This window comes from Variovorax sp. dw_954 (assembly GCF_018449755.1).
Classification (GTDB): Bacteria; Pseudomonadota; Gammaproteobacteria; order Burkholderiales; family Burkholderiaceae_C; genus Variovorax.
Genome location: NZ_JAAVVD010000008.1, coordinates 228,038 through 253,134, shown reverse-complemented (window position 1 = coordinate 253,134; position 25,097 = coordinate 228,038). Strand labels below are relative to the sequence as shown.

The window sequence follows — 25,097 nt, the reverse complement described above, 5'->3', positions numbered from 1 at the left end:
CACGGCCGCCCGGTTCAACGATCCGACCCTGCCGGTGGGCGCAGCCCGACGGGTGCCGCCAGCGCGCCGCTTCCTGAGCCGGGCGGCATTGCGCTTCCCCCGCGAAGCACGCCGGCGCAAGGCCCGGCAAAATGCCTTGCTCCGCACAACAACGGGCGCTTGCCCACCTCACTAGGGACAACATGAGCAGCAGCACTGACAAGAAGAGCGACTTCGGCCTGATCGGCCTCGCCGTGATGGGCCAGAACCTGGTGTTGAACGTGGAAAGCCGCGGCTTCCAGGTCAGCGTCTACAACCGCACCACCGCCACCACCGACGACTTCGTGGCGAAGCATCCGGGCAAGAAGCTGGTCGGCTGCGACACGCTCGAGGCTTTCGTGCAGAGCCTTTCCAGGCCGCGCAAGATCCAGATCATGGTCAAGGCCGGCGCGCCGGTCGACCAGGTCATCGAGCAACTCATCCCGCTGCTGGAAAAAGACGACATCGTCATCGACGGCGGCAACAGCCTCTACACCGACACCGAGCGCCGCGACGCCTATATGACCAGCAAGGGCCTGCGCTTCATCGGCGCGGGCGTATCGGGCGGCGAGGAAGGCGCGCGCAAGGGGCCGGCCATCATGCCGGGCGGGCCGGAGTCCACGTGGGAAGTGATGAAGCCGATCTTCGAGAGCATCGCTGCGAAGGTCGACGGCCAGCCCTGCGTGATCCACATCGGACCGGGCGGCGCGGGCCACTACGTGAAGATGATCCACAACGGCATCGAGTACGGCGACATGCAGTTGATCTGCGAGGCCTACAGCCTGTTCAAGGCGGCCGGCTTCACGAACGCGGAGATGGCCGCGATCTTCACCGAGTGGAACGAAGGCGAACTGCAGAGCTACCTGATCCAGATCACCGGCAAGGCGCTGGAGCAGACGGACCCGGAAACGGGCCAGCCGCTGGTCGAGCTGATCCTCGACAAGGCCGGCCAGAAGGGCACGGGCCAATGGACGCTGCTCAACGCGGCCGAGAACGCGGTGGTCATCAGCACCATCAACGCGGCCGTCGAGGCGCGCGTGCTCTCCTCGCAGAAGAAGCAGCGCGTGGTCGCCAGCACGCAATTGCAGGGCCCGGTGCCGGCGCTCGACAAGGTGAAGAAGGAGCTCGTCGCCAAGGTGCACGACGCGCTCTACGCCTCGAAGGTGATCAGCTACACGCAGGGCTTCGACCTCATCAAGACCATGGGCGAGAAGAGGAACTGGGGCCTGGACTTCGGCGGCATCGCGTCGATCTGGCGCGGCGGCTGCATCATCCGCGCGCGCTTCCTCAACCGCATCACCGAGGCCTACCGCAGCGACCCGCAGCTGGCCAACCTGATGCTCGCGCCCTTCTTCAAGGACCTGCTCAACCGCACGCAGCAGAACTGGCGCGAGGTGGTGGCGCTGGCCGTCACCAACGGCATTCCGGTGCCGGCCTTCAGCGCATCGCTGGGCTACTACGACAGCTACCGCTCGGCGCGCCTGTCGGCCAACCTGCTGCAGGCGCAGCGCGACTTCTTCGGTGCGCACACCTATGAGCGCACCGACAAGCCCGAAGGACAGTTCTTCCACACCGATTGGCCCGAGGTCATCGGCTGACGACGCGGCCGCCGGGCCCGGCGCAGGTCGTGCAGCCTCCATCCGCCTGCCGGAGGCCGCGCCAGCGGTCCGGCGGATTTCGCCGTGTTTCCCGCATGGAGGCATGCATGGACTATCCGACTCATCTCGCAGAGGACTTCCAGCTGGCCGATGGCACGCAGTGCCGCATCCGGCCGATCCGCGCCGACGACCTGGCGCAGCACACCGACTTCGTGCATCACCTCTCACCGGCCACCGGCTTCGCGCGGCTGCTGTCGCCGCGGATTCCGGAAGAGCCCGAGTTGCGCCGCATGACCGATGTCGACTACGAGCACGAACTGGCGTTGATCGCGCTGGCGCGCGAAGGCGATGGCGAGGTGCATGAAGTCGGGGTCGCACGCTACGTGCGCGGCGACACGCCCGAGACCGTCGACACCGCCGAATTCGCCATCGTGATCGCCGATGCATGGCAGCACCGGGGCCTGGCCGAGCAGCTCATGCGCCGCCTCATCGCAGCCGCCGGGCAAGCCGGCGTGCGGCGCCTGGCCGACATCACGCTCTACGACAACCGCGGCATGCTGGCGCTGGCGCGCAAGCTGGGGTTCAAGGCGCAGCGCGATCCGGGCGATCCCAACGTGACGCGGTTGCGGCTCGACTTGAAGGGGGACGCCGAACGCGCGTGAACCGGGCCAGCCGCTCGCAGCGGAAGTGCTTTGGCGACTACTGCGAGCCTGGCAGCCGCGCCCCGTTGACCTTGGCCGCACGCTTGTCGAAGGTCCACAGCGGCAATTCGCCCGCTTGAGCCGCCAAGGCGATGTGCAGGCAGTCGGCAAAGTCGGCGGAGCCACCGCGGTACAGCTGCAGGGCCACCTCGAGGGCTTGCTCCGACTCGAAGGTCAGTTCCGCGGCCGAGAACAGGCTGCTCAACGCCGCCATCACGTCATCCTTCGCATACTCGAAACTGGCACGCAGCACCCACTCCAGTTCAAGCGTGACGGTCACCGGCACGAACAGCGTCAAGCCCTCGCTGACGCACTTGCGAATGAGTTTCCTGGCCGTCGCCAATTGCGCTTCGTCGTCCTGCACCAGGTAGCGGATCAGGACATTGGTGTCCAGCGCCGGCATCAGCGCCAGGGGTTCATGTCGTCCACGGCAACACGCTTGCCCTTGGGGGCCTTCAGCATGCCGGCCATGTCGAGGATGGACCGGGTCTTGGCCCGAACGATGATGGTGCCATCGGGCATCACCGACCAGACCAGGCGCGTTCCTGCCGTGGCATGCACGAGCGCCCGGACGTCGGCCGGGACCGTGGTCTGACCCTTGGCGGTGATGGTGGACTCAGTCATTTTTCGCCTTACTTTTCATTTAATTGTAATGCAACATAGCAATGCTGGCAATAAGCTACGACCTGCCGTCCGGACCCGCATCGACGGGCAGTGACGCTGCGGGAGGCCCCGGCATCGTGAGCAGCACACGCCACCCGGCCGAAGCCCAGCCTAATCACGCCCCGCCTCAAGAATCGCCTGCGCCAGCCGCTTCGGGTTCGAGAAGAACATCTCGTGGCTGCCCGGACACTCCACCAGCCTGAACAGCCCCAGCCGCTCCGACAGCCGCGGATGCCACGGCATGCTGTGCGGCAGCGCGATGTCCTGCTGGCAATTGACGTAGGACTTGCCCAGCGCCAGCGCAGCCAGCGGCTGGCTCAGCTTGATCTTGTCGGTGAAGGTGGCGTAGGGGTGCGGGTTCAGCTTCGCGTACGCCGCCTGCGCAGTGGCCATGTCGGCGTCGTTGATGAAGGCGTCGCGCCAGATCTCGAAGGGCAGGTTGACCGCGTTGTTGCCGGCGCCCGCGATGGCGTCGAACATCGCGACGTAGTGCGGCGGCACCATGTCGTTGAGCGACTCGCCGTCGAGCGGGACGAAGGCGTTGATGTAGACCAGCCGCTTCAGCCGCGCCGCGATGCGATCGGCCACGCCGGAGATCACCATGCCGCCGTAGCTGTGCCCCGCAAGGCGCACCTCGCTCAGGTTGTTCTCCTCGATGAAGGCGACGATCGATTCGATCGCGTGCGCCAGGCCGGTGCTGGCGCGGTCGTCGCCGGGCCGGTTGCCGGCGACGGTCGGGCAATGCACGGTGTGGCCGGCCTCGCGCATGACGGCGGCGACGGCTTCGATCTCGGCGCCGGTGTGCCAGGCGCCATGGACAAGGACATAAGTGTCGGGCATGGATGTCTCCGTTGTGGTTTTGGGCCGGGGGAAATCGTACGGGAATCGCCCGACATGCGCCCGCCGCACGCGCGCCGTGCCGCAGCGCTAAAGTGACGCTCCCTCCGCCGTGTGACAGCCTGCATCGCATGAACCAGAACCGCCGCCGACGCCCGGCCCGCACCGAGCAGCAAGTCCGCACCGACCTCGCCGCCGCCTACCGCATGGCCGCGCAGAACGGCTGGGACGACACGGTCTACACGCACCTCTCGGCCAGCGTGCCGGGCGAGCCGGGCCATTACCTGCTGAACCCCTTTGGCGCCACCTTCGACGAAATCACGGCATCGAGCCTGGTCAAGGTGAACGTGCGCGGCGAGGTGATCGACGGCTCCGGCGCGCGCGTCAATCCCAGCGGTTTCGCGATCCACGGCGCGGTGCACGCGGCCCGGCCCGAGGTCGAATGCGTGATCCACCTGCATACACCCTGGGGCGTGGCCTTGTCGATGCTGCCGGACGGCCTGCAGCCAACGTCGCAGTACGCGATGCGCCTCTACCGACGGCTCGGCCGCCATGCCTACGAAGGGCTGGCGCTGGGCGCGGACGAACAGCGGCGGCTGGTGGCCGACCTCGGCGCGCTCGACGGCCTGATCCTCGAGAACCACGGCACGCTGGTCGTCGGTCGCACCGTGGCCGAGGCCTGGATGCTGATGCACTTGCTGGAGCGAGCCGCCAAGGCGCAGTTGCGCGCGATGGCGGCCACGGGCGGCGCGCTGCGGGTCGTCGGCGACGCGCTGGCCGCGCGCACCTACGACGAATGGGTGGGCGACGGCAGCGAATGGGACGGCGATGTCGAATGGCCGGCGCTGCTGCGCCGGCTGGATCGCAGCGACCCGGGGTACCGCGAATGAACGGGCCTCGGCACGCGCCCCAAAGTCGCAGCAAACTCAGCACGCACAAACCCACAGGAGCCACCCAACCATGCCCACCATCCGAGTCGAACTCTTCGAGGGCCGCACCGTCGAGCAGAAGCGCGCCCTCGCGCAAGCCCTGACGGACGCCACAGTCCGCACGCTCGGCGGCTCGCCCGGGTCCGTCGACATCGTCTTCTATGACATCGCCAAGCAGGACTGGGCCACCGGCGGCACGCTCTGGAGCGATCCGCCGCCACCGGGCGGCTGAAGCCCGCGCAGAGCGAGTCGAGCTGGTATCGGGAACGTAAAGCCGACGGCAGGCACCAAATGTGCTGCATGCCGTCCTTGCGGGCTTTGCCCCTACGATGACGCCCTCCGCCGATTGAAGTAACAATTCGTGTCCATGGTCCAACTCGCCCTGCGCCGCCCCTACACCTTCATCGTCATGGCGATGCTGATCGTGCTGGCCACGCCCTTCGTGCTGCTGCGAATGGCCACGGACATCTTCCCGGAAATCAACATTCCGGTGATCAGCATCATCTGGAACTACAACGGCCTGCCGGCTTCGGAAATGGGCAACCGCATCTCGGCCCAGACCGAGCGCAGCCTGACCACCACCGTCAGCGACATCGAGCACATCGAGTCGCAGTCGCTTGCGGGCGTGTCGGTGATCAAGGTGTTCTTCCAGCCGACCGCCAACATCGAGACTGCCATCGCGCAGGTGGTGGCCTCGATGCAGACGCAGGTGCGGCAACTGCCGCCCGGCATCACGCCGCCGCTGGTGATCAAGTACTCGGCCTCCAGCATCCCGGTGATCCAGCTCGCGCTGTCCAGTCCGACGCGGGCCGAGAACTCGCTGTTCGACGCGGCCGTGAACCAGTTGCGGCCCCAACTGATCACGATTCCCGGCGCGGCCGTGCCCTTTCCGTACGGCGGCAAGAACCGGCTGATCTCGGTCGACCTCGACACCCAGGCGCTGCAGGCGCGCGGCCTGTCGCCTACCGACGTGGTGAACGCGGTCAACACGCAGAACCTGATCCTGCCTTCCGGCACGGTGAAGTTCGGCGCCACCGAATACGCGGTGAAGATGAACGGCTCGCCGAACGAGATCGTCGGCCTGAACGACCTGCCGGTGCGCACGGTCAACGGCGCGACGACCTACCTGCGCGACGTCGCCTATGTGCGCGACGGCTTCTCGCCGCAAACCAATGTGGTGCGCCAGGACGGGGTGCGCGGCGTGCTGCTGTCCGTGCTGAAGAACGGCGGTGCATCGACGCTGGACATCGTCTCCAACCTGCGCGCGCTGCTGCCGGTCGCGGCGCAGGGCATGCCGCAGGACATCAAGATCACGCCGCTGTTCGACCAGTCGCTGTTCGTCAAGGCGGCCGTGCAGGGCGTGGTGGCCGAAGCGGCGCTGGCGGCCGCGCTGACGGCGGCGATGGTGCTGCTCTTCCTCGGCAACTGGCGCAGCACGCTGATCATCGCGCTGACCATCCCGCTGTCGATCCTGGCGTCCATCCTGGTCCTGTACAGCCTGGGCGAGACGCTGAACCTCATGACGCTCGGCGGGCTCGCGCTGTCGGTCGGCATCCTGGTCGACCAGGCCATCGTCACCATCGAGAACATCGAGCGGCATCTGCACATGGGCACGCCGCTGCTGGAGGCGATCGACACCGGCGCCGGCGAGATCGGTGCGGCGGCCTTCGTGTCGACGCTGTGCATCTGCATCGTGTTCGTGCCGATGTTCTTCCTCAGCGGCGTGGCGCGCTTCCTGTTCGTGCCGCTGGCCGAGGCGGTGGTGTTCGCGATGCTGGCCTCCTACCTGCTGTCGCGCACGCTGGTGCCGACGCTGGTGATGCTGCTGATGGGCGGCGTGCATGAAGCCAATGCGGCGAGCACGAAGCCGAGCCTGCTGCAGCGCCTCTACCGCGCCTTCGACCGGCAGTTCGAACGCGTGCGCCGCGCCTACACGCTGGTGCTGTCGACGGTGCTGTCCAGGCGCGGCGCCTTCATCGGCATCTTCCTCGGCTTCTGCGTGCTCTCGTGCGGGCTGTTCACCGTCCTCGGCCGCGACTTCTTCCCGAGCGTGGACGGCGGCCAGATCCGCCTGCACATGCGCACGCCGACCGGCACGCGCATCGAGGAAACGGCACGCCTGGCCGACGCGGTGGAGCAGGCCATCCGCGAACTGATCCCGAAGGACCAGCTCGAGACCATCCTCGACAACCTCGGCGTCCCCAACAGCGGCATCAACCTCTCGTACAGCAACGCCGGCACCATCGGCACGCTGGACGGCGAGATCCTGATGTCGCTGAAGGAAGGCCACGAGCCCACCGAGAAGTTCGTGACGCTGCTGCGCGCCGAACTGCCCAAGCGCTTCCCGGGCACGGAGTTCTTCTTCCAGCCCGCCGACATCGTCACGCAGATCCTGAACTTCGGCCTGCCCGCTGCCATCGACGTGCAGTTCGGCGGCAACGACCAGGCCAGCAACGCGGCCTTCGCGGCCGACCTGGTGAAGTCGATCCGCAAGATCCCCGGCGCCGTCGACGCGCACGTGCACCAGCGCCTGGACGGCCCCAGCCTCAACCTGCAGATGGACCGCACGCGGCTGCAGCAATACGGGCTGACCGCATCGAACGTCGGCCAGAACGTGCTGATCGCGCTGTCGGGCAGTTCGCAGACGGCGCCGGCCTTCTGGCTCAATCCGGCGAACGGCGTGGTCTACAACATCGCGGTGCAGTCGCCGCAGTACAACGTCGACTCGCTCGATTCGCTGCTCAACATTCCGGTCGGCAACTCGGGGCCGAACAGCAACCAGGCGCCGCAGTTGCTCGGCAACCTGGTTGACGCGCAGGCGGCGCGGCAGGCGGCCATCGTGTCGCGCTACAACATCCAGCCGGTCGTCGACGTGTTCGTCAGCGTACAGGGCACCGACCTGGCCAATGTCGCCGGCGAGGTGAAGAAGCTGGTCGACGAGATGCGTCCCAAGCTCGGGCGCGGCAACGTCGTCACGATCCGCGGGCAGGTGCAGACCATGCAGAACTCGTTCATCGGGCTGGGCGTCGGGCTGCTGATGGCGATCGTGCTGGTGTACCTCCTGATCGTGGTGACTTTCCAGTCGTGGATCGACGCGGCCATCATCATCACGGCGCTGCCGGCGGCGCTCGCCGGCATCGCATGGATGCTGTTCATCACCGGCACCACGCTGAGCGTGCCGGCCCTGACCGGCGCGATCATGACCATGGGCGTGGCGACGGCCAACTCGATCCTGCTGATTGCCTTTGCCCGCGAACGCCTGGCAGCAGCCGTACCGCCGCTGTCGGCCGCGCTGGAGGCCGGCGCCACGCGCATCCGGCCGGTGCTGATGACGGCGCTGGCGATGATCATCGGCATGATCCCGATGGCGCTCGGCCTCGGCGAAGGCGCCGAGCAGAATGCGCCGCTGGGCCGCGCCGTGATCGGCGGCCTGCTGTTCGCCACCGTCTCCACCCTCTTCTTCGTGCCGGCGGTCTTCGCCGGCGTGCACAGCCGGCTTGCGCACCGCAAGGCGGCCCGCGAACAAAACCATCCGACGCCACCTGTCACCGTGGCGCCCCAGGAGAACTGAAGCCATGACGCCCACGCTCTTTCATTGCGTGCTTTCCCTGCCCCGCGACTTCTCACAGGAGCCTGGCCATGAGTGAGCAACGCCACGCCGGCCTGGCCATCCACGGCGGCGAAACGGACGATCACCACGACCTGCTGCGGCGCCGCCAGATCGTGCGCCGCACGCGCTGGCTGGTGCTCATCGTGCTGGTTCTGCTCGGGATCGGCGCCGCGCGCACGGTCCTCGTGCGAATGTCCAACGCGAAGGAACTGCAGGCCGGCACCACCGAGCGGGCCACGCAGTACGTCAAGACCGCGCTGCCGACCAAGCCCACCGCGGGCCAGACGCTGGCGCTGCCGGGCACCTTGCAGGGCTTCGTGCAGTCGCCGATCAACGCGCGCGCCAGCGGCTACCTCAAGCGCTGGACCAGGGACATCGGCGCGCGGGTGCAGCAAGGCGAGTTGCTGGCCGAGATCGAGACACCCGAAATCGACCAGCAACTGTCGCAGGCCGTTGCTGCGCGCGAGCAGGCCGCCGCCGGGCTCTCGCTGGCCAGGAGCACCGTCGCTCGCTGGGAGGCGCTGCGCCAGAAGGACGTGGTCTCGCAACAGGACCTCGATGAGCGCCGCAGCGCGGTCGCCTCCGCTGTCGCCAACCTGGCCGCCGCCGACGCCAACGTGCAGCGCCTGAAGCAGACGGAAGGATTCAAGCGCGTGCTGGCGCCCTTCGCTGGCGTCATCACACGACGCAATGTCGACGTCGGCGACCTCATAGACGCCGGCGCCGGCAATGGCGGCCGGCCGCTGTTCCTGCTCTCCCAGACCGACCCGCTGCGCGTCTACATCAACGTGCCTCAGGCCTATGCCCAGCTCATCAAGGCCGGCCAGCCGGTGGTCGTGACGCAGGCCGAATTGCGTGGCCAGACCTTCAAGGGGGAAGTCGCGCGCTCCTCCGGCGCCATCGATACCGCCACGCGAATGATGCAGGTCGAGGTGTCCTTGCCGAACCGCGAAGGCATCCTGCTGCCGGGCGCCTACGTGCAGGTCTCCTTGCCCCTGGCGGCGAGCCTGTCGCTCACGGTGCCGGCGAACGCGCTGCTGTTCCGCGCCGAGGGCACGCGCGTCGCGCTGGTCGATGCCAACAACACGGTGCGCCTGCGCCAGGTGACTCTGGGCCGCAACTACGGCGAGACCGTGGAACTGCTGGACGGCATCGCCCCCACCGATCGGCTCGTGCTCAACCCCTCCGACTCGCTGGCCGAAGGCGATGTGGTGGCCCTGGCCAAGGAAAGCCCGTGAAGCCGTCGTACCGCGTTGCCGTCTCGCTGGCTGTGGCGGCGATGCTCGCCGGCTGCGCCGTCGGCCCGGACTATCGCGCGCCGAGCACGCCGGACCTGCCTGTGACCTGGCAGGTCGAGCATCCCTGGCGCCAGGCCGAGCCCGGCGACTCGATCGACAAGGGACGCTGGTGGACCCGCTACCAGGACGCGCAGCTCGACGCGCTGCAGCAGAAGGCGCTGGCCGACAACCCGACGGTGGCGATTGCGGTCGCGCGGCTGACGCAGGCGCGCGCCACGCTGGACGCGAGCAGCGCCGCACGCTATCCGCAGGTCGGCCTCGGGGTGCGGGCGCAGCGCTTCAAGATTTCCGGGAACCGGCCGCTGACGAACTACAGCACGCCCAACTTCGAAACGGTACAGAACGATTTCGCCCTGTCCCTCACGGCCAGCTACGAGATCGACTTTGCCGGGCGCGTGAAGCGGCTGGTCGAAGGCTCCGCCGCCTCCGCCGAACAGTCGGCCGCCGACCTGGCCAATGCGCGTCTGCTGGTGTCCGCGGACCTGGCCACCAACTATTTCAACCTGCGCTACACCGACGTCGAACTCGACGTGGTGTTGCGCAGCATCGAACTGCAACGCCGCGCGCTGGAGTTCGTCACTGCGCGGCATGACCTCGGCGCCGTGTCGGGCCTGGACGTGGCGCAGCAGCAGGCGCTGCTGGAGAACACGCTGACCCAGGTCGACCTGCTGAAGAAGCAGCGTGCGCAGTACGAGCATGCCCTGGCCACGCTCACCGGCACGCCGGCGCCGGCCTTCGCCGTGGCGCCCGACCTGAAGCCCATGACGCCGCCGGCCATTCCGCTGGGCCTGCCCTCGGAGGTGCTGCAGCGCCGGCCCGACGTGGCCTCGGCGGAGCGCGCGATGGCGGCGGCCAATGCGCAGATCGGCATTGCCACGGCGGCCTTCTATCCAAGCATCACGCTGGCGCCGACGGTCGGCGTGGACAGCCGCATGATCGAGTCGCTGTTCGATGCGCCCAGCCTGCTGTGGTCGGTGGGTGTGTCAGCCACGCAGATGCTGTTCGACGGCGGCCGCATGCGTGCCAACGTGAATTTCGCCCAGGGTGGCTACGAGGCGACGGTGGCGAACTACCGGCGCGTGGTGTTGACCGCGATGCAGGAAGTCGAGGACGGCATCAGCGGCCTGGCCGCGCTCGACAACGCAAGCCGCCAGGCCCTGTCGGCCGTGGCCGCGTCGCGGCGCGTGCTCGACATGTCCACCACGCGCTACGAGGGCGGCGCCTCGACCTACCTCGACGTCATCACCGCGCAGCAGGCCGTGCTCAACACCGAGCGCCAGGCGGCCCAGGTGCTGGGCCAGCGGCTCGTCACCTCGGTGTTCCTCGTGAAGGCTTTGGGCGGCGATTGGTGCAGTACGTCACGGGACCCGGCGCCCGGCTGCGGATAGCGGCTGCACAATGGTGTTCCGACACAGGCTCACCCCACGCGGTGCTCTCCCCTTTTGAACACTGAACACAAATTCGTCTGGCTGGACTTCGTTCGCGGCCTGTCCGCGATTGCGGTTTGCCTGGGCCATTTGCGAGCCGCAACCATCGTGGACTATGCCGAGCTCGGGCAAGGAAACCTGCTGCAGAAGGCCTTCTATGCCGCCACCGGCCTCGGCCACCAATCGGTGATGGTGTTCTTCGTGTTGAGCGGCTTCTTCGTCGGTGGATCCGTATTGCGCAGCGGCGCAGGCTTCAACGCGGGCCGCTATGCGCTGGCCCGGCTGTCGCGGCTATGGGTGGTGCTGGTGCCCGCCCTGCTGCTCACCGCGGTGGTCGACCAGGTGCTGGCCAGCATGGCGCCGGACGTGCTGAGCGGCGGCTACAAGCCCATCTGGAATTCGGGCCCGGTCGATGGCCACGACTATTCGAGCAGCTGGAGCACCCTGCTCGGCAACCTCGTGTTCGTGCAAACCATCCTGACGCCGGTGTTCGGCATCAACAGTCCTCTGTGGAGCCTGGCCAACGAGTTCTGGTACTACGTGCTGTTTCCGCTGTGTTCGGTGGCCATTGGCTGGTCGGTGCGCCGCGAGGCCGCCACGGTGGCGCCGCGCGTGGTGGCCGGCGCGCTGGCCGTCGCGATCCTGTTCTGGCTGCCGGCGGACATCCGCGATGCCTATTCGATCTGGCTGATGGGCCTGGTCGTCTACTTCAGCCGCGGCCGGCTGTCTCCGACGCTGCGGCGTGTCGTGATGGTGGTGGGCCTGGTGGCCTTTGCCGCGTCACTGGGCTACAGCAAGTCCGACACGTTGCAGGCGCGCCTCGGCTGGCCGGTGGACCCGACCATCGGCGTGTGCTTCTGCATCCTGTGCGTGGCCCTGGCCAACCTGCCAATGCCGAAGAACATGAACTCGATGTTCGTGCGGCTGAGCCACGGCATGTCGACCTTTTCATACTCGCTGTACCTTTCGCACTTTCCGCTGGTGGCGCTGATCGGCGCACTTGGCTATGGCACGACGCGCGTGCGCCCGGACCTGGCCGGCATCCTGCAATTCACCGGCTGGCTGGCCCTGCTGCTGGTGGTGGGCGGCGTGTTCTGGTGGCTGTTCGAGCGCAAGACCGATGAGGTGCGACGCTTCGTCGCGGGCCTGCCCAAGCGCTATCTGCACGCCAGCGGGTCCTGATACGACTTTGCAATCAAGCGCAGAACAAGGCGGAGCGCCGCCGACAGTGCTGTAGCACGGCAAGGCGATCCAACGCAGTTATGCGTTCGATTGCGAAGTCGCATGAGCCCCCAAGCTCATGCGCCGGGGGCGTCCGGCAGCCAGCGCCACCATTCGCCCCGCAGCGCCTCGCCCTCCTGCTCGATCCAGCCCAGCAGCAGGCCATCCGGCCCCGCGCCGCACGCGGCCACGCGCATCAGCAACGACGCGTCGCGGCACACCATGAAACTGGCGTCGCCCTGCCAGCCCAGCCCCTTGGCCAGCGCCGCGAGCATCAGCCCCGACTGGCTCTGCATGAAATCGAAGGGCATCGGCAGGCCGGTGCGCAATTGCGTCATGCTGTCGCGCGTGGCCGTCTGGGGACCGCTCAGGCTGGCCACGCGCAGCCGGGCGCCGGATGGCAGCGCGGACTCGCCGGCGGCGTCCAGGCATTGCCAGGCGCCGTGGAGCGCCAGTTCGGCCCACACGCCGATGCGGCGCGGGCGGGCGCCAAGGCGCGCGGCCAGTGCGTCGCGCCAATCGGGCGGCGGCGGGTCCGACACAACATGCGCGGCGAGCCGCCAACCCGGAATGGATCCGACGGATTCGCTCATTTGCCGCCGTACGCCCGGCGCGGCTGCGCCTCGCTGCGATGTCATGACCCGCAGTCCTCCAGCACCAGCGCCGCATGCCCACCGCCAAAACCGATGGCGTTGAACAGGATGTGCCGCAGGCGCGCGGGCGTCTGCGCGGCGAGCGCCACGTCCAGCGAGGGATCGAGCGCGTAGTCCGCGGCGGGCCACGCACCGGTCTCGATGCAGGCCAGCAGCAGCACCAGTTCCGCCGCCCCGGCCGCGCCAAGCGTGTGGCCGATCAGCGGCTTGAGCGCGACCATCGGCGGCAGGCTGGCGAACAGCGTCTTCAATGCCATGGCCTCGATGGCGTCATTGGCCGGGCTTCCGGCGGCCTGCGGCTTGATGAGATCGATGTCCTCGGCATGCACGCCGGCTCGCCGCAGCGCGGCGCGGGTCACTGCGGCGATGGCGCCGGCATCGGCGCCGGTCGGCGTGTCGCCGGCGACCACGTTGGCGCCGCCGGCCAAGCGCCAGCGGGACGGCGTGTTGCTCAACACCATCGCGGCCGCGGCTTCGCCGAGCACCAGTCCATTGCGCTGCGCGCCGAAGGGCAAGGCGCGATCGGGCGAAAGCAGCTGCATGCCTCCGAAGCCGGCCAGCGTGAGGCGGTTGCTGAACTCGATGCCCAGCACCAGCGCTTGTTGCACCGCGCCGCCGCGGATCAGGTCGGCCGCCGCCAGCACCGCATTGACGGCCGACGTGCACGCCGTCGACACGGTGAACACCGGCCCGCGCCAGCCGATCGCCTCGGCCACCAGGTCGGCAAAGACCTGCACGTCGCCGGCGAAGCAGCCGGCCTGCTCCTCGAAGCCCACGTCGAGCGACGACGAGGCGACGAAGAGCGGCATCTGCGGCGACACCCTGTCGCATGGCAGGCCGCACTGCGCGACCACCTCGCGCACCGTGCGGCGCAGTTGCCCAAGCCAGTCGCCTTCGGGGGGTGGCAGCGCATGCACCGGCCATGAGAAGCCGCCCGGGACCGTCGCAGGCCTCGCGGGGACGCCGCCCTGTCGCAGCGCGGCCAGCGATTGCGGCAGGCCCCGGCCGAGCGCGCAGGCGAGGCCGGTGCCTGCCAGGTACACGTCGGCGGTCGTGGCGCTCATGGCCCCCACGCTCGGCACTCCGTGTTCTCGCTGCACCAGGGAGGGGGCGCGAGTTTGCTTGGGCGGCCCGGCGCTGCGCTCATGGCCGGCTGGCGCTCAAGTGCGCCGCCAGATGCGCAATCGAGCTCAGCGCCCGGCGCGTCTCCTTGCTGTCGGGCATGCGCACGCCATAGCGCTGCTGGATGGCCATCGACACCTGCAGCGCGTCGAGCGAGTCGAGGTCCAGCCTGGCATCGGGGCCGAACAGGGGTTCGTCGTCGGACAGGCCGCCTTCGGGCGCAGTCTTTTCCACGGCGTCGAGCACGAGCGCTTTCAACTCGGCGATCAGGTCAGGCAGCGAAAGGCTTTCGTTCATGCGGCACGTCTTTGAAACAACAGGGCGGCCAACGCCAGCATGACCGCGGAAAAAACAAGCAGGCGAACGAGCTCGGGCAGCATTTCCGCCAGGCCGCCGCCGCGCAGCAGCGCCGTCAGCAGGGCTTCCAGGCCCCAGTTCATCGGGGACCATTCGGCCACATGCTGCATGGCCGCGGGCATCACGAACTTCGGCACCATGATCCCGCCGACAGCTGCCATCAGCACGTTGGCGACGGGTCCGACCGTAGCGGCCTGGGCATGCGTGCGCACCGCGCAGGCCAGCGCCAGCGACAGGCTCACCGCGGCCAGGCCGATGGCCACCAACGCCACGACCAGCGCGTCCCAATGGATGCCTGCGAGCGACAGCGCATCGCCGCCGAGCAGGGGCATGAGCCACACGCCCACGGCCAGCATCAGGGCGGCCTGCAAGGCATTGACGCCGAGGTAGGGCAAGGCCTTGGAGACCAGCAGCATGCCGGTCGGCACGCCCAGGCTGCGCAGCCGTCCCAGCGTGCCCGACGCGCGCTCCTGGATGAACAGGCTCGACATCGACGCCACCACGAAGAACATGCCGAACACCAGCCAGGCTGGGACGCTTTGCTGCACGGCCGTCGGTCGCGGCCCGCTCGGCGCGAAGCGCTCGGCCTCCAGCAGCGTGGCCATCGATGCGCCGGGTGGCGCAGGCGGGCCGCCGGCCACGGAGGCTTCCAGCCGGCCCTTGACTTCGCCGGCCACACCGACCAGTTCGGCCCGCAGCGCGTTGAACAGGTTGCCGTCGATGCCGGGCTCCGCGAGCAGGCGCATGAGCGGCACGGTCGGCAGCGTGTCCGCGTTCAATGCGTCCGACAGACCGGGCTGCAGCACGATCACGTACTTGAGCTGGCCGTTCGTCAACTGCGCCTGCCAGTCGGCCGGCAAGTCCTGCGGCGTTCCGTGAGCGCGCTTCCAGTCGGCCAGGATCGACTGCGCGGGCACGCCGTTGTCGTGCTGCCGGACCGCATAGCGCAGGGCCGTCAAGGGCGGGTTGTAGTAGTCCTTGAGCGCCAGCGACATCACCACGATGAAGATCACCGGCATCAGGAACAGCGCGGCCAGGCCATGCACGTCGCGCACGAGGGCAATCAGCTCCTTCTTGATGAGCGAGGTCAGCATGGCGGGGCGAACTTCATGTGTCTCGTAGCGAGCGATGAGTGAGCGCCATGAACAACTGCTCGAGGTTGTAGCGCCCGAACTCGGCCTGCCGCACCGTCACGCCCGATGCGTCGAGCGCGTCCAGCACCTGGGCCGGACGCGCATCGGCGGCGAGCCGCACGCGCCAGTGGTCGGGGCCCTGCTCCACCTCGCCATAGCGCGCGAGCATCGCGCCATCGACGCCCTCGGCGCGCACCGTCAGCACCCTTCCTCCTTCGGAGAGCAAGGCCTCCAGCGTGTCGTTGCGCAGCACCCGGCCGTTGTCGAGGATCGCGACGCGGTCGGCGATGGCCTCGACTTCTTCCATGTAGTGCGTCGCATAGATCACCGCCGCCCCATTGGCGGCCAGCGTCTTGATGGCGTCGAGCACGAAGGCGCGTGACTGCGGATCCACGCCCACGGTCGGCTCGTCGAACAGCAATAACTCGGGCTCGGCCAGCAAGGCGATCGCAAGGTTGAGCCGCCGCTTCAATCCGCCCGACAGGCGCTCGGCGCGCACCGTCGCAAAGGATTCGAGTTGCGCGAAGCCGATGCATGCCGCGATGCGCGCCCGCTTGCGCGCGCCTTCCAGCCGGGCCGCACCGGCAAAGCATGCGAGGTTCTCCGTCACGGTGAGCATCGGATAGAACGCATGCTCCTGCGGCGCCACCGCCATGCGCGTGGGCGTGCGCGCGCGCACCGCCTGCAAGGGCTCGCCATCCACCAGCACGCGTCCGCCTTGCACGGCAAGCGCGCCCGACACATGCGAGATCAGCGTGGTCTTGCCCGCGCCGTTGGGCCCGAGCAGGCCCAGCACGCTGCCGCGCCGGGCCGTCAACGACACGTCGTCGAGCGCGGCTTGCGCGGCGCCGGGGTAGCGGTAGCTCAGGTGTTCGAGCGCCAGCACATGCGTCCCTTGTGCGCCTATGCCACGGCGCGCTTCAGGTCGCGAAAGAAGGCTTCCTCCTGGTCGGCCTGGCCTCGCAGCAGGCCGGCCAGTGCGGGCGGGTCGACGGGCTCCCGCCCCTTGACCATGCGCGCCGCCTTGAGGGCGAAGCGCCGCCAGCCATCGCCGATTTCGGTCATGCGGCTGGAGAACTCGACGAGCTGCGGCATCGACGCAATCTGCGCAGCCTCTTCCAGGAAGGCCGCGTAGATGAAGCGGAAGCCCGCGCCACCGGTGCCGATTTCTTCCTGCATGCGCACCATGTGGCCGATGTAGTCGATCGTGCGGGCATCCCCGGCCGGCAGGCTCGCCAGCTTCCTTGCAAGCGTCCGCATGCCGCGCACGCCGATGAGCGGCACGGGCGCCTGCATGGTGCGCACGGTCTTGCGGATGGCCTTGACGATGGCCTCGGGCTCGATGGTCTTGCGGTCGATCCTTTGCGGGTAGTAAAGCAGTCCCTTGGGCGCCAGCACGCCCTTGGCGAAGCGCGCTCGCGCCATGTCCGCACTGCCGCAGCGCATCGGTGTCTCGAACACCGGATCGCTCACCAGGTAGTCGTCGCCCTCCTTGCCGTACACCAGCAGGTTGTGCGCGTTGAAGTGAAAGCGCATCTGCGGCGGAAAGTACGGCAGCCAGTAGACCGAGGTCTGCAGGCCCACGAGTTGGCCCTCGGCCAGCAGCGCATCGAGACGCGCCTGCCCCGCTTGCGGATCGCCGAAGGTCTCGAACCGGAAGCGCGCAGCCAGCGGCGCCAGCATGCCCTTGATGATCGACCTCGGCGGCATGCGGTAGGAGATGAGCGGCAGCCCCGACAGCTTGATGAATGGGAAGTACGCGAAGGTCAGCGCCGACGCGAGCCCGAAGGCAAGGCTCTCCGTCATCGGCACGCCATGGTGGCGCAGCATATTGGAGATGACGCCGCTCTCGCAGTGCGCGGCATGCCGGTGTTCGAAATTCATGGCAGCCGCTTCAAGGCTTCGACCGACAGGCCCAGCGCATCCGCATAGCGCGCAAGTTGCGCGGGCGACAGATCGGCGAAATGACGGGCCTGCAGGTGGCGCCGCACGCGCCATTGCCAGAAGCCACTGGTCTGCGACAGCAAGGCCACGTCCATGCGGCGCTCGTACATCCAGTATTCAAGCGGCGATGCGGTGCCTGCGAGCACGCGCGCGCGTGCTTCCCCGGCCTGCGCAACCAGTGCTTCCACTGCATGCGTCGTGACGATTTCCTCCGCCTCCCAGCCGCGCGAGCCGACCGTCACCGTGTGGCCGCTGGCGTCACGCGCGTACATGAGCTTGCGATGCCCGTCCAGGGTGGCATTGCCCTCTTGTGGAACCGCGTCGACGTCCATGACGGCTACACCGCTTCCAGGTGCACGAAGCCACTGGAAAAACGGCCGCTTTCAGGCACGAACATCAACAGCTTGTGCCCCTTCTGCAAGCGACCCGACCGGATCAGCGCATCGAGCATGATGAACGGCGAGGCGGCGCCGGTGTTGCCCATCTGTGCAAGGTTGTTGAACCAGCGTTCGCGCGGGATCGGCAGGCCGACATCCTCGAGGCATTGCGCCACCGGCTGCGCGAAGAAGTGCGACGACAGGTGCGGCAGGAACCAGTCGATCTCGTCCACCCTCAGCCCGCGCCGCGCGATGATGTCGCGCAGCGGCTCGCCAACGGTGGCGCGCACGATGTTCTCGTTGAGCAGGCGCACGTCCTGCTTGATGGCGAAGATCGACTGGGCATGCCATTGCGAGGACGGCGTCTGCATCCAGCCTTGCAGCGTGCCGTCGGCAGCGCGATCGGCGCCGGCGTACATGCACACCGGCAGCTCATGGGCGGCGGAAGACAGGTCGATCCAGTCGATGCGCAAGGACAGCGCGCCGCGCGGTGCGCACTCCAGCAACATGGCGCCGGCGCCATCGGACAGCATCCAGCGCAGGAAGTCCTTTTCGAAGGCAATCTCGGGCCGCGCTTCGAGCGCGTCGACCTTGTGCGCGATCTCGGCCTCGAAGTTGGAAGCCATCAGCAACGGGGACGCCAGTTCGGAACCCGTAGCCACCGCGCGCTGCGCGTCCCCCGCGCGTACCGCCAGCCAGGCGTATTTCAGGGCCGCGATGCCTGACAGGCAGACGCCGGCGAGGGACACGGCTTCCAGGCGTGGCCAGCCCAGTTCGCCGTGCACCATCACCGCGTGATTGGGAATGAGCTGGTCTGGCATCGAAGTCCCGGTGGCCAGGCAACCCACGGGGCCGATGTCCTCGCCCAGCGCGCGAACGGCATTCGCGGTGAGTTGGGCGTTGGTCATGGCCACCTTGCCGGTGGCGCGATCGATGGCGTAGTGCCGCGACCGGATGCCGTTGCTGCGCAGGATCAACCGGCGCGCACGCGAGTCCTTGCCGCCGATCCGGCCGAGGACATCTTCGATTTCGTCGTTGGAGACCGGCGAGAAAGGTAAATAAGCTGCTGAACGCGTCAGGAATACATCAACTGTCATAACGGTGGCATCGGTCTGTGGCCGAGCCTGAGGGCAGCTCAAAGCGGGTCTTGATTTTAGTCAGTTGGCTCCTGAACAACGGCCGCAGCAGGGCCTGCAGTCCCAGGCTCACAGGCACGACGGTGACGATGAGTGCCAGCAGGAACAGCACATAGGCCAGCACCAGCGGCTGCCGCTGCGCGCTGCCCGGCCGCCCCACCGCCATGATCAGCTTGCCCCAGAGGAAGAAGCTGCGGGTGCCGGCCTTCTCGCTCACGTAGAGGCGAGGCTCGGCCACCACCGCGCCCAGGCCGGCCAACAGGGGCTGCGTGCCGCGTTCCGCATCGGCGTGCAGGCCATCGCGCAGCGCCAGCCCGAAGCGGCGCGCACCCGCGATCTGCGCTGCGGTCAGCCCCGCATCGGGCATGCCCCAGAAGCCGCGCTTGCGGCCGAGCAGCAGCCAGGCCGGCGTGGTGATGAACGTGGCCAGCGTGGGACCGGGGTCGGTCAGCACCACGTTGTCGATCAGCCGTGCGCCGACAGCGGCCAGCATCGCCTTGAGCTTCTCGTGCGCCGTCAGCCACATGTTGCGGCAGGCGATCACCGAGACGACCGGCTTGCCCCTCAACAGGCGCGCCGCGACCGGGTGCTGCAGGAAGGCAGCGATGGGCTGCGACGGCGCCAGGAACCAGACCTGCCAAGGCAGGATGACGAGGTCGAACTCCTCGTCACCCGTCAGCGACAGGGGCGCCAGCGGGGCCGGTCGCATATGGGCCGTCTCTGGGAAGGCGTCGAAGAAGCGGAGGAAAGGCCACGGGAACGGCAGCGGCTGCAAGGGCTTCAACGTCTCGACATGCACCTGGATGCCGGGATCGCTCTGCAGTGGCATGAGGATCTGGTCCGCAACGGCGTCGAGTTGTCCCGTCTGGGAATAGCGAATGGCGAGCACGCGCTTGGGAGGCGCGGTCGCGCTCAGCGGAAGTGAGGTCACAGGGGCAACAGGCGGGGAAGACGTGCGAGTGTAGGGGAATATGACAGTGTGAAATCTCTGTGACGTACGCAAGACGTGGGCCGGCAGCCTCGCCTGGCGCGGCGTGTAGATTCGGCGCCATGCTCCACCCTCTCGTTCTCGTCGCCGCCTTTCTCGCCGGGTCTGCCGCGCTGCTGCACGTCTCGCGCGGCGCATTGCGGCGCCCCGGCTCGCACGGCTTCTATCGCTTCTTCGCGTGGGAATGCATCCTGCTGCTGGTCCTGTTGAACCTCCCGGTCTGGGGCGACGACCCCTTGGCGCCGCATCAATTGCTGTCCTGGCTGCTGCTGGTCGCCTCCGCATGGCTGCCGCTGCATGCCGTGCGCCTGCTCAAGCGGGTGGGGCGACCGACAGAGGACCGCCAGGACGACGCCCTGCTCGGCTTCGAGAAGACCAGCGCCCTGGTGACGAGCGGCGCCTTCCGCTACATCCGCCATCCGATGTACGCGGCGCTGATCTTCCTGGCCTGGGGCGCCTTCCTGAAGCAGTTTTCATGGGTCGGCCTGGCGCTGGTGCTGGCCGCCACGGTGCTGCTGTTCATCACCGCCTTGCGGGACGAGAAGGAGTGCCTGCAGCACTTCGGCGAGGCCTATCGGGCGTATATGCGCGGAACGCGACGCTTCATTCCATTCGTGCTGTGAACTGAATGCGAAGACCGAACGCAGAAGTCGCAAAGGTTTCGCAGAAGTCGCAAAAGAAATTCCAAAGATTTCCTTTGCTTGAATTCCTTCTGCGACTTCTGCGAGTTTTTGTATTCCTTCTGCGTTCGGCTGTCCGAATTCCAATGCGTCAGAACAAGCTCCGCTGCCCCACCGCTCCCGGCGGCCGGAAGGCCTCGAGGTCCATGGGAATGCGCTCGCGGTTGAAGCCGATGCGCTGCGTCGCCTTCTCGAAGCGCTGCCGGATGAGTTCGGCCCAGAGGCCGCTGCCCTTCATGCGCGTTGCGAAGTCGGCGTCGTAGTCCTTGCCGCCGCGCATGTCCCGGATGCGCGCCATGATGCGGCCCGCGCGCTGCGGGTAGTGCAGTTCGAGCCACTGCTTGAACAGCGGCGCCACCTCCCAGGGCAGCCGGATCACGTTGTAGAAGGCGCGCCGCGCGCCGGCCTCCCAGGCGGCTTCGAGCACCTTCTCCATGTCTTCGTTGACGAACGGAATCTGCGGCGAGACGCTCACGCCGACCGGCACGCCCGCGTCCACCAGCGTGCGGATCGTGCGCAGGCGCCGGTGCGGCGCGGCGGCGCGCGGTTCCAGCTTGCGCGCGAGTTCGCCGTCGAGCGTGGTCACGGTGATGTAGACGGCGGCGAGACGGTCCGCCGCCATCGGCGCGATCAGGTCCAGGTCGTGCTCGACGGCGCTCGACTTGGTCACGATGGCGAAGGGGTGATGCGTCTCGTGCAATACCTCGATGACGGAACGCGTCAGGCGGAGTTCGCGCTCGATCGGCTGGTAGCAATCGGTGGCGGTGCCGATCGCGATCTGGCTGGGCCGGTAGTTCTTCCGCCCGAGTTCGGCGCGCAGCACTTGCGCGATGTTGCGCTTGGCAATGAGCTTGGTCTCGAAGTCCAGCCCCGGCGACAGGTTGAGGTAGCTGTGGGTCGGCCGCGCGAAGCAGTAGATGCAGCCATGCTCGCAGCCCCGGTACGGGTTGAGCGAGCGGTCGAAGGGAACGTCCGGCGAATCGTTTTCGCCGAGCACCGATTTCGCATCCTCGAAGCGGACCTCGGTTTGCGGCGCCGATCTTTGCTCGGCGGCATCGTCCTCCAGCGTGCCCCAGCCGTCGTCGTAAGCGTCGCGCGCGTCCTTCTCGAAGCGATGCGGGATGCGCGTCGCCGCGCCGCGGCCCTTGAGGGCATGGACGGGAATGAAGGTATCGGTCATGACGAAAATACTGGATGTATTCACAGTATGTCGCTATCCGGTGTCGGACGCCAGCGACACATCCATTCCCTTTACAAACACGAACTAGGGTTTACCCTTAAACTGTCAACATTCGTCAACTCTTCTGAGAGGTTCCCCATGTCGATTGCTATTGCTTGTCTCGTGAGCGTGGGCGTTGTCGTCGCTTCCTACTTCGTCACCGTCGGCAAGGCCTCCGAGTAGAACTTATTGCCCGCTCCCGACGCGTGCCCTGTCGGAGTGGGGTCCTATGTGCTAATTGCGCCTGCCCCGGGCGCGACGTAACATCACGATACATAAAATCAGGGTGCGGATCGATGTCCCGGCAGGTTGCCGGCACGCGTCCTTGCCCGCAGGGGGAAGTGATGAGGTCTGCATACAGCGTGCTGGGCGTCCATGGGAACGCCAAGTCCGGCGAGATTGATCGCGCGTTCAATAAAACCCTGGCAACGTTCACGCGTGAACGCCTCCGTGTGGATGCCGGCGCCGACGCCAGGTTGGCGGACGTGAGGGAAGCCTACAAGGTGCTGCGCAACCCCGACATGCGCGCCGCGCATGACCGCAAGCTGGCGCAGGCGGTCTCTTCGGAGCCTGTCGTTTCATCCTGGGTGGAAATCCACTATCCCGAAGGCAAGGGGCCGTCGCAGTGGGGGCGCGTGACGATGCTCTTCGGCCTGTTGCTGGCCGTCCTTGGCGGCGGCGCCTGGTACCTCGAGCAGCAGCGCGACCGCGCCGCCGCCGAGGCGGCCGTGGCCAGGGCCGAGCAAGTCGCGCAGCAGCAGGCGACTGCGGAAGCCCGGCACCAGCAAATGATCCAGGCGCATCTGGTCGAGAAGTCGCGCCGTGACGCCGAAGCAAGGGAACTCGAGCGTCGCAGGCAACGCGAACGCGTACCGGCCAAGGCGCAGCGCACCGAGGCGCCGTATCTGCAATTCCAGAAGGTTGCGGCGGACGGCGACGGGAACAGCACCTTCTCCCGCTAGGGCTGCGCTGAACAGACCCTAGAACTCCGCTTCCAACTCGTCGATCGCCTCCGGCTCCTGCTTCGCCGCGGCGATCCACTCCTTCATCTCGGGCAGTTCCATCATGTGCTTGACGTAGCCCGCGCAGGCGGGCGGCAGCTTCACGTCATAGGTGATGAAGCGCGTCACCACCGGCGCGTACATGGCGTCCGCCAGCCCGGGCTTCTTGCCGAAAAGGTAGGGCCCGTCAAATTTACCGAGACATTCCTTCCAGATCTCCACGATGCGGTCGATGTCGCCTTGCGCGCGCGACCAGATCTTGAAGTTGGGGAAGCGGGCCTTGACGTTCATCGGCATCGCGCCACGCATGCTGGCAAAGCCCGAATGCATCTCGCCGCAGATCGCGCGGCAGTGGGCGCGGGCCCGCACATCGGTGGGCAGCAGGCCCGCCTTGGGCTTGATCTCGTGCAGGTACTCGCCGATGGCCAGCGTGTCCCACACCTTGAGCCCGTCGTGCTGCAGCGACGGCACCAGCATCGACGACGAAAGCAGCAGCATCTCCGCCTTCATCGCGGGGTCGTCCGGCGGGATGATCTTCTCGACGAAGTCGAGCCCGGCGAAGCGGCACATGAGCCAGCCGCGCAAGGCCCAGGCGCCGTAATTCTTGCTGCTGATCGTGAGGATGGGTTTGGACATGGCGGTGCTCCTTGGGCTGTTGTCGTGCCGGCCTGCGGCCTGCAACCGTGCAAGCCTCATGCCACATGCACCGCGTCGGCGCGCGGCTTGGCCCGCAACTTGCCTTCAGTGCTGCATGCTTTACCGGGCCTACCAAAACCAGACAGACATGCTTTCTCCACTGCGGCTCGGTGCGCAGTTCCTGGGAGCGTCCTTGTGGAGCGAAGGCTCCGAACGCACTGCCGCCCGGCAGATATCGGCGCAGATGGAGGTGTTCTCGCGCATGCGGCTCACGCACACGCGGCCCAGTTGGGGCATCGATACGGTGATGGTCGACGGCGAGGAAGTGGCGGTGCATGAAGAGCCCACGCTGATGGCGCCCTTCGGCACGCTGCTGCACTTCCGCAAGGACACCAAGGCGGTGCACCCGCCGGTGCTGCTGGCCGCACCACTGTCGGGCCACTTCGCGACGCTGTTGCGCGAAACGGTGCGGACCCTGTTGCGCGACCACGACGTCTATGTGACCGATTGGCGCAACGCGCGTGACGTGCCGCTGTGGCAAGGCAAGTTCGGGCTCGACGAATACACCACCACGCTGATCGATTTCATGGCCGCCATCGGCCCCGGCGTGCACCTGGTGGCGGTGTGCCAGCCCTGCGTGGCCGCGATCGCCGCCACCACGCTGATGTCCGAGGACGACCATCCCGCGACGCCACGCAGCCTGACGCTGATGGCCGGCCCGGTCGACTGCCGCGTCAATCCGACCAAGGTCAACGAACTCGCGACGGAGCGGCCCATCGGCTGGTTCAAGCGAAATCTCATCAGTCGCGTGCCGTGGCCGCATGCGGGTGCGGGGCGCAAGGTCTACCCCGGCTTCCTGCAGTTGACCGCGTTCATGAGCATGAACATGGACCGGCACAAGAAGCAGTTCCGCGACCTCTACGCGCACCTGGTCGAAGGCCGCATCGAGCAGGCCAACAACATCCGCGATTTCTATGACGAGTACCTGGCGGTGAACGACCTGCCCGCGGAGTTCTACCTGGAGACGGTGGAACGCATCTTCCAGACCTACGACCTGCCGCGCGGCGAGCTCACAATCGTCGGCCGAAAGATCGATCCCGCGGCCATCCGCCGCACCGCGCTGCTCACCGTCGAGGGTGAGCGCGACGACATCTGTTCCGTGGGCCAGACCGTGGCCGCGCAAGACATGTGCAGCGGCATCCGTCCCTACCTGAAGGCACACCACCTGCAAGCCGGCGTGGGCCACTACGGCGTGTTCAGCGGCACCCGGTGGAACACGCAGATCTACCCGCGTGTGCGCGAGACGATCCACGCGGCGGCCGAAATCATTCGCTGATCGAAGAGACGCCGAAGAGGCGAGTCCAGCACACCCGGGCGAGGCGCAGGCCCGGAACCGGCGGACGCGTTGGAGCTATTCGCGCCTTCGCAAGCGTGTAGTCGGTGTCCGACGCGACAAGGCGCACACCTGCCTTGCGCACACCTGGCGCCTGCGCTTCAATGAATCGCTCGCAAGCCCCGGGACGCGTCAACCCGTCCGGTCACAGGGAAC

General features: G+C 67.5%; 25 protein-coding genes. 11 read left to right on the top strand and 14 right to left on the bottom strand.

What is annotated here, in order from left to right; genetic code table 11:
- Positions 1 to 182 precede the first annotated feature (182 nt).
- Together gnd and HB681_RS15475 are read left to right on the top strand one after the other, a co-directional pair.
- Positions 183 to 1,616, top strand: coding sequence for a decarboxylating NADP(+)-dependent phosphogluconate dehydrogenase (gene gnd, locus HB681_RS15480; protein WP_213955727.1), 1,434 nt, complete (start codon positions 183 to 185; stop codon positions 1,614 to 1,616).
- Positions 1,617 to 1,723: 107 nt separating this feature from the next.
- Positions 1,724 to 2,278, top strand: coding sequence for a GNAT family N-acetyltransferase (locus tag HB681_RS15475; RefSeq protein WP_213955726.1), 555 nt, complete (start codon positions 1,724 to 1,726; stop codon positions 2,276 to 2,278).
- A gap of 37 nt (positions 2,279 to 2,315) precedes the next feature.
- Here HB681_RS15475 and HB681_RS15470 read toward each other — a convergent pair whose 3' ends face one another.
- The 3 genes from HB681_RS15470 to HB681_RS15460 form a co-directional block, all read right to left on the bottom strand.
- Positions 2,316 to 2,720, bottom strand: coding sequence for a type II toxin-antitoxin system VapC family toxin (locus tag HB681_RS15470; protein WP_213955725.1), 405 nt, complete (start codon positions 2,718 to 2,720; stop codon positions 2,316 to 2,318).
- Positions 2,720 to 2,941, bottom strand: a complete 222-nt coding sequence (locus HB681_RS15465) for an AbrB/MazE/SpoVT family DNA-binding domain-containing protein (protein ID WP_213955724.1) — start codon at positions 2,939 to 2,941, stop codon at positions 2,720 to 2,722. The genes HB681_RS15470 and HB681_RS15465 overlap by 1 nt, the downstream gene beginning before the upstream one ends.
- Before the next feature lie 150 nt (positions 2,942 to 3,091).
- Entirely contained in the window at positions 3,092 to 3,820 is a 729-nt protein-coding gene (locus HB681_RS15460; RefSeq protein ID WP_213955723.1) for an alpha/beta hydrolase, read from the bottom strand.
- A 128-nt stretch (positions 3,821 to 3,948) separates the two neighbouring features.
- On the opposite strand from HB681_RS15460, the gene HB681_RS15455 reads away from it, so the two are divergent.
- The 6 genes from HB681_RS15455 to HB681_RS15430 all read left to right on the top strand — a co-directional run bounded on the left by HB681_RS15455 (position 3,949) and on the right by HB681_RS15430 (position 12,263).
- Entirely contained in the window at positions 3,949 to 4,707 is a 759-nt protein-coding gene (locus HB681_RS15455) for a class II aldolase/adducin family protein (protein WP_213955722.1), read from the top strand.
- A gap of 70 nt (positions 4,708 to 4,777) precedes the next feature.
- Positions 4,778 to 4,978 carry a 4-oxalocrotonate tautomerase gene (locus tag HB681_RS15450; RefSeq protein WP_213955721.1) on the top strand — a complete coding sequence of 67 codons (201 nt, stop codon included), beginning with the start codon at positions 4,778 to 4,780 and terminating at the stop codon, positions 4,976 to 4,978.
- Positions 4,979 to 5,107: 129 nt separating this feature from the next.
- The gene (locus HB681_RS15445) at positions 5,108 to 8,317 is read left to right on the top strand and encodes an efflux RND transporter permease subunit (protein ID WP_213955720.1); all 3,210 of its coding nucleotides are present in this window, start codon (positions 5,108 to 5,110) and stop codon (positions 8,315 to 8,317) included.
- Between the two features lie 68 nt (positions 8,318 to 8,385).
- A complete protein-coding gene (locus HB681_RS15440; RefSeq protein WP_213955719.1) occupies positions 8,386 to 9,594 on the top strand; it encodes an efflux RND transporter periplasmic adaptor subunit in 1,209 nt (402 codons plus the stop codon).
- A gap of 41 nt (positions 9,595 to 9,635) precedes the next feature.
- On the top strand, positions 9,636 to 11,042 hold the full coding sequence (locus HB681_RS15435; protein ID WP_213955764.1) for an efflux transporter outer membrane subunit: 1,407 nt from the start codon (positions 9,636 to 9,638) through the stop codon (positions 11,040 to 11,042).
- A gap of 54 nt (positions 11,043 to 11,096) precedes the next feature.
- Positions 11,097 to 12,263, top strand: a complete 1,167-nt coding sequence (locus HB681_RS15430) for an acyltransferase (protein WP_213955718.1) — start codon at positions 11,097 to 11,099, stop codon at positions 12,261 to 12,263.
- A 116-nt stretch (positions 12,264 to 12,379) separates the two neighbouring features.
- On the opposite strand, the gene HB681_RS15425 is transcribed toward HB681_RS15430, so the two are convergent.
- From HB681_RS15425 to HB681_RS15385, 9 genes are all read right to left on the bottom strand, one after another.
- The gene (locus tag HB681_RS15425; protein ID WP_213955717.1) at positions 12,380 to 12,895 is read right to left on the bottom strand and encodes a hypothetical protein; all 516 of its coding nucleotides are present in this window, start codon (positions 12,893 to 12,895) and stop codon (positions 12,380 to 12,382) included.
- Positions 12,896 to 12,936: 41 nt separating this feature from the next.
- Positions 12,937 to 14,019, bottom strand: coding sequence for a beta-ketoacyl synthase N-terminal-like domain-containing protein (locus tag HB681_RS15420; RefSeq protein WP_213955716.1), 1,083 nt, complete (start codon positions 14,017 to 14,019; stop codon positions 12,937 to 12,939).
- Between the two features lie 79 nt (positions 14,020 to 14,098).
- Positions 14,099 to 14,374: a phosphopantetheine-binding protein gene (locus HB681_RS15415; RefSeq protein ID WP_213955715.1), complete on the bottom strand. Its 276-nt coding sequence runs from the start codon at positions 14,372 to 14,374 to the stop codon at positions 14,099 to 14,101.
- Entirely contained in the window at positions 14,371 to 15,528 is a 1,158-nt protein-coding gene (locus HB681_RS15410; RefSeq protein ID WP_213955714.1) for an ABC transporter permease, read from the bottom strand. Before HB681_RS15410 ends, HB681_RS15415 begins: the two co-directional genes overlap by 4 nt.
- 13 nt (positions 15,529 to 15,541) lie before the next feature.
- A complete protein-coding gene (locus HB681_RS15405; RefSeq protein WP_213955713.1) occupies positions 15,542 to 16,453 on the bottom strand; it encodes an ATP-binding cassette domain-containing protein in 912 nt (303 codons plus the stop codon).
- A 17-nt stretch (positions 16,454 to 16,470) separates the two neighbouring features.
- Positions 16,471 to 17,451: a BtrH N-terminal domain-containing protein gene (locus tag HB681_RS15400; RefSeq protein ID WP_213955712.1), complete on the bottom strand. Its 981-nt coding sequence runs from the start codon at positions 17,449 to 17,451 to the stop codon at positions 16,471 to 16,473.
- Positions 17,448 to 17,843 (bottom strand): hypothetical protein, encoded by a 396-nt coding sequence (locus tag HB681_RS15395; protein WP_213955711.1) that lies wholly within the window; start codon positions 17,841 to 17,843, stop codon positions 17,448 to 17,450. The genes HB681_RS15400 and HB681_RS15395 overlap by 4 nt, the downstream gene beginning before the upstream one ends.
- A 5-nt stretch (positions 17,844 to 17,848) precedes the next feature.
- Positions 17,849 to 18,985 carry a beta-ketoacyl-ACP synthase III gene (locus tag HB681_RS15390; RefSeq protein ID WP_213955710.1) on the bottom strand — a complete coding sequence of 379 codons (1,137 nt, stop codon included), beginning with the start codon at positions 18,983 to 18,985 and terminating at the stop codon, positions 17,849 to 17,851.
- The gene (locus tag HB681_RS15385; protein ID WP_213955709.1) at positions 18,975 to 19,955 is read right to left on the bottom strand and encodes a dialkylrecorsinol condensing enzyme; all 981 of its coding nucleotides are present in this window, start codon (positions 19,953 to 19,955) and stop codon (positions 18,975 to 18,977) included. Before HB681_RS15385 ends, HB681_RS15390 begins: the two co-directional genes overlap by 11 nt.
- A 119-nt stretch (positions 19,956 to 20,074) precedes the next feature.
- On the opposite strand from HB681_RS15385, the gene HB681_RS15380 reads away from it, so the two are divergent.
- The gene (locus tag HB681_RS15380) at positions 20,075 to 20,635 is read left to right on the top strand and encodes an isoprenylcysteine carboxylmethyltransferase family protein (protein WP_213955708.1); all 561 of its coding nucleotides are present in this window, start codon (positions 20,075 to 20,077) and stop codon (positions 20,633 to 20,635) included.
- A gap of 148 nt (positions 20,636 to 20,783) precedes the next feature.
- On the opposite strand, the gene HB681_RS15375 is transcribed toward HB681_RS15380, so the two are convergent.
- Positions 20,784 to 21,872 (bottom strand): PA0069 family radical SAM protein, encoded by a 1,089-nt coding sequence (locus HB681_RS15375; RefSeq protein WP_213955707.1) that lies wholly within the window; start codon positions 21,870 to 21,872, stop codon positions 20,784 to 20,786.
- A gap of 383 nt (positions 21,873 to 22,255) precedes the next feature.
- On the opposite strand from HB681_RS15375, the gene HB681_RS15370 reads away from it, so the two are divergent.
- Positions 22,256 to 22,873, top strand: a complete 618-nt coding sequence (locus HB681_RS15370; RefSeq protein ID WP_213955706.1) for a hypothetical protein — start codon at positions 22,256 to 22,258, stop codon at positions 22,871 to 22,873.
- An 18-nt stretch (positions 22,874 to 22,891) separates the two neighbouring features.
- On the opposite strand, the gene HB681_RS15365 is transcribed toward HB681_RS15370, so the two are convergent.
- Entirely contained in the window at positions 22,892 to 23,548 is a 657-nt protein-coding gene (locus HB681_RS15365; RefSeq protein WP_213955705.1) for a glutathione S-transferase, read from the bottom strand.
- 115 nt (positions 23,549 to 23,663) lie between these two features.
- Here HB681_RS15365 and phaZ point away from each other — a divergent pair, with 115 nt between their 5' ends.
- Positions 23,664 to 24,884: a polyhydroxyalkanoate depolymerase gene (gene phaZ / locus HB681_RS15360; protein WP_213955704.1), complete on the top strand. Its 1,221-nt coding sequence runs from the start codon at positions 23,664 to 23,666 to the stop codon at positions 24,882 to 24,884.
- Positions 24,885 to 25,097 lie beyond the last annotated feature (213 nt).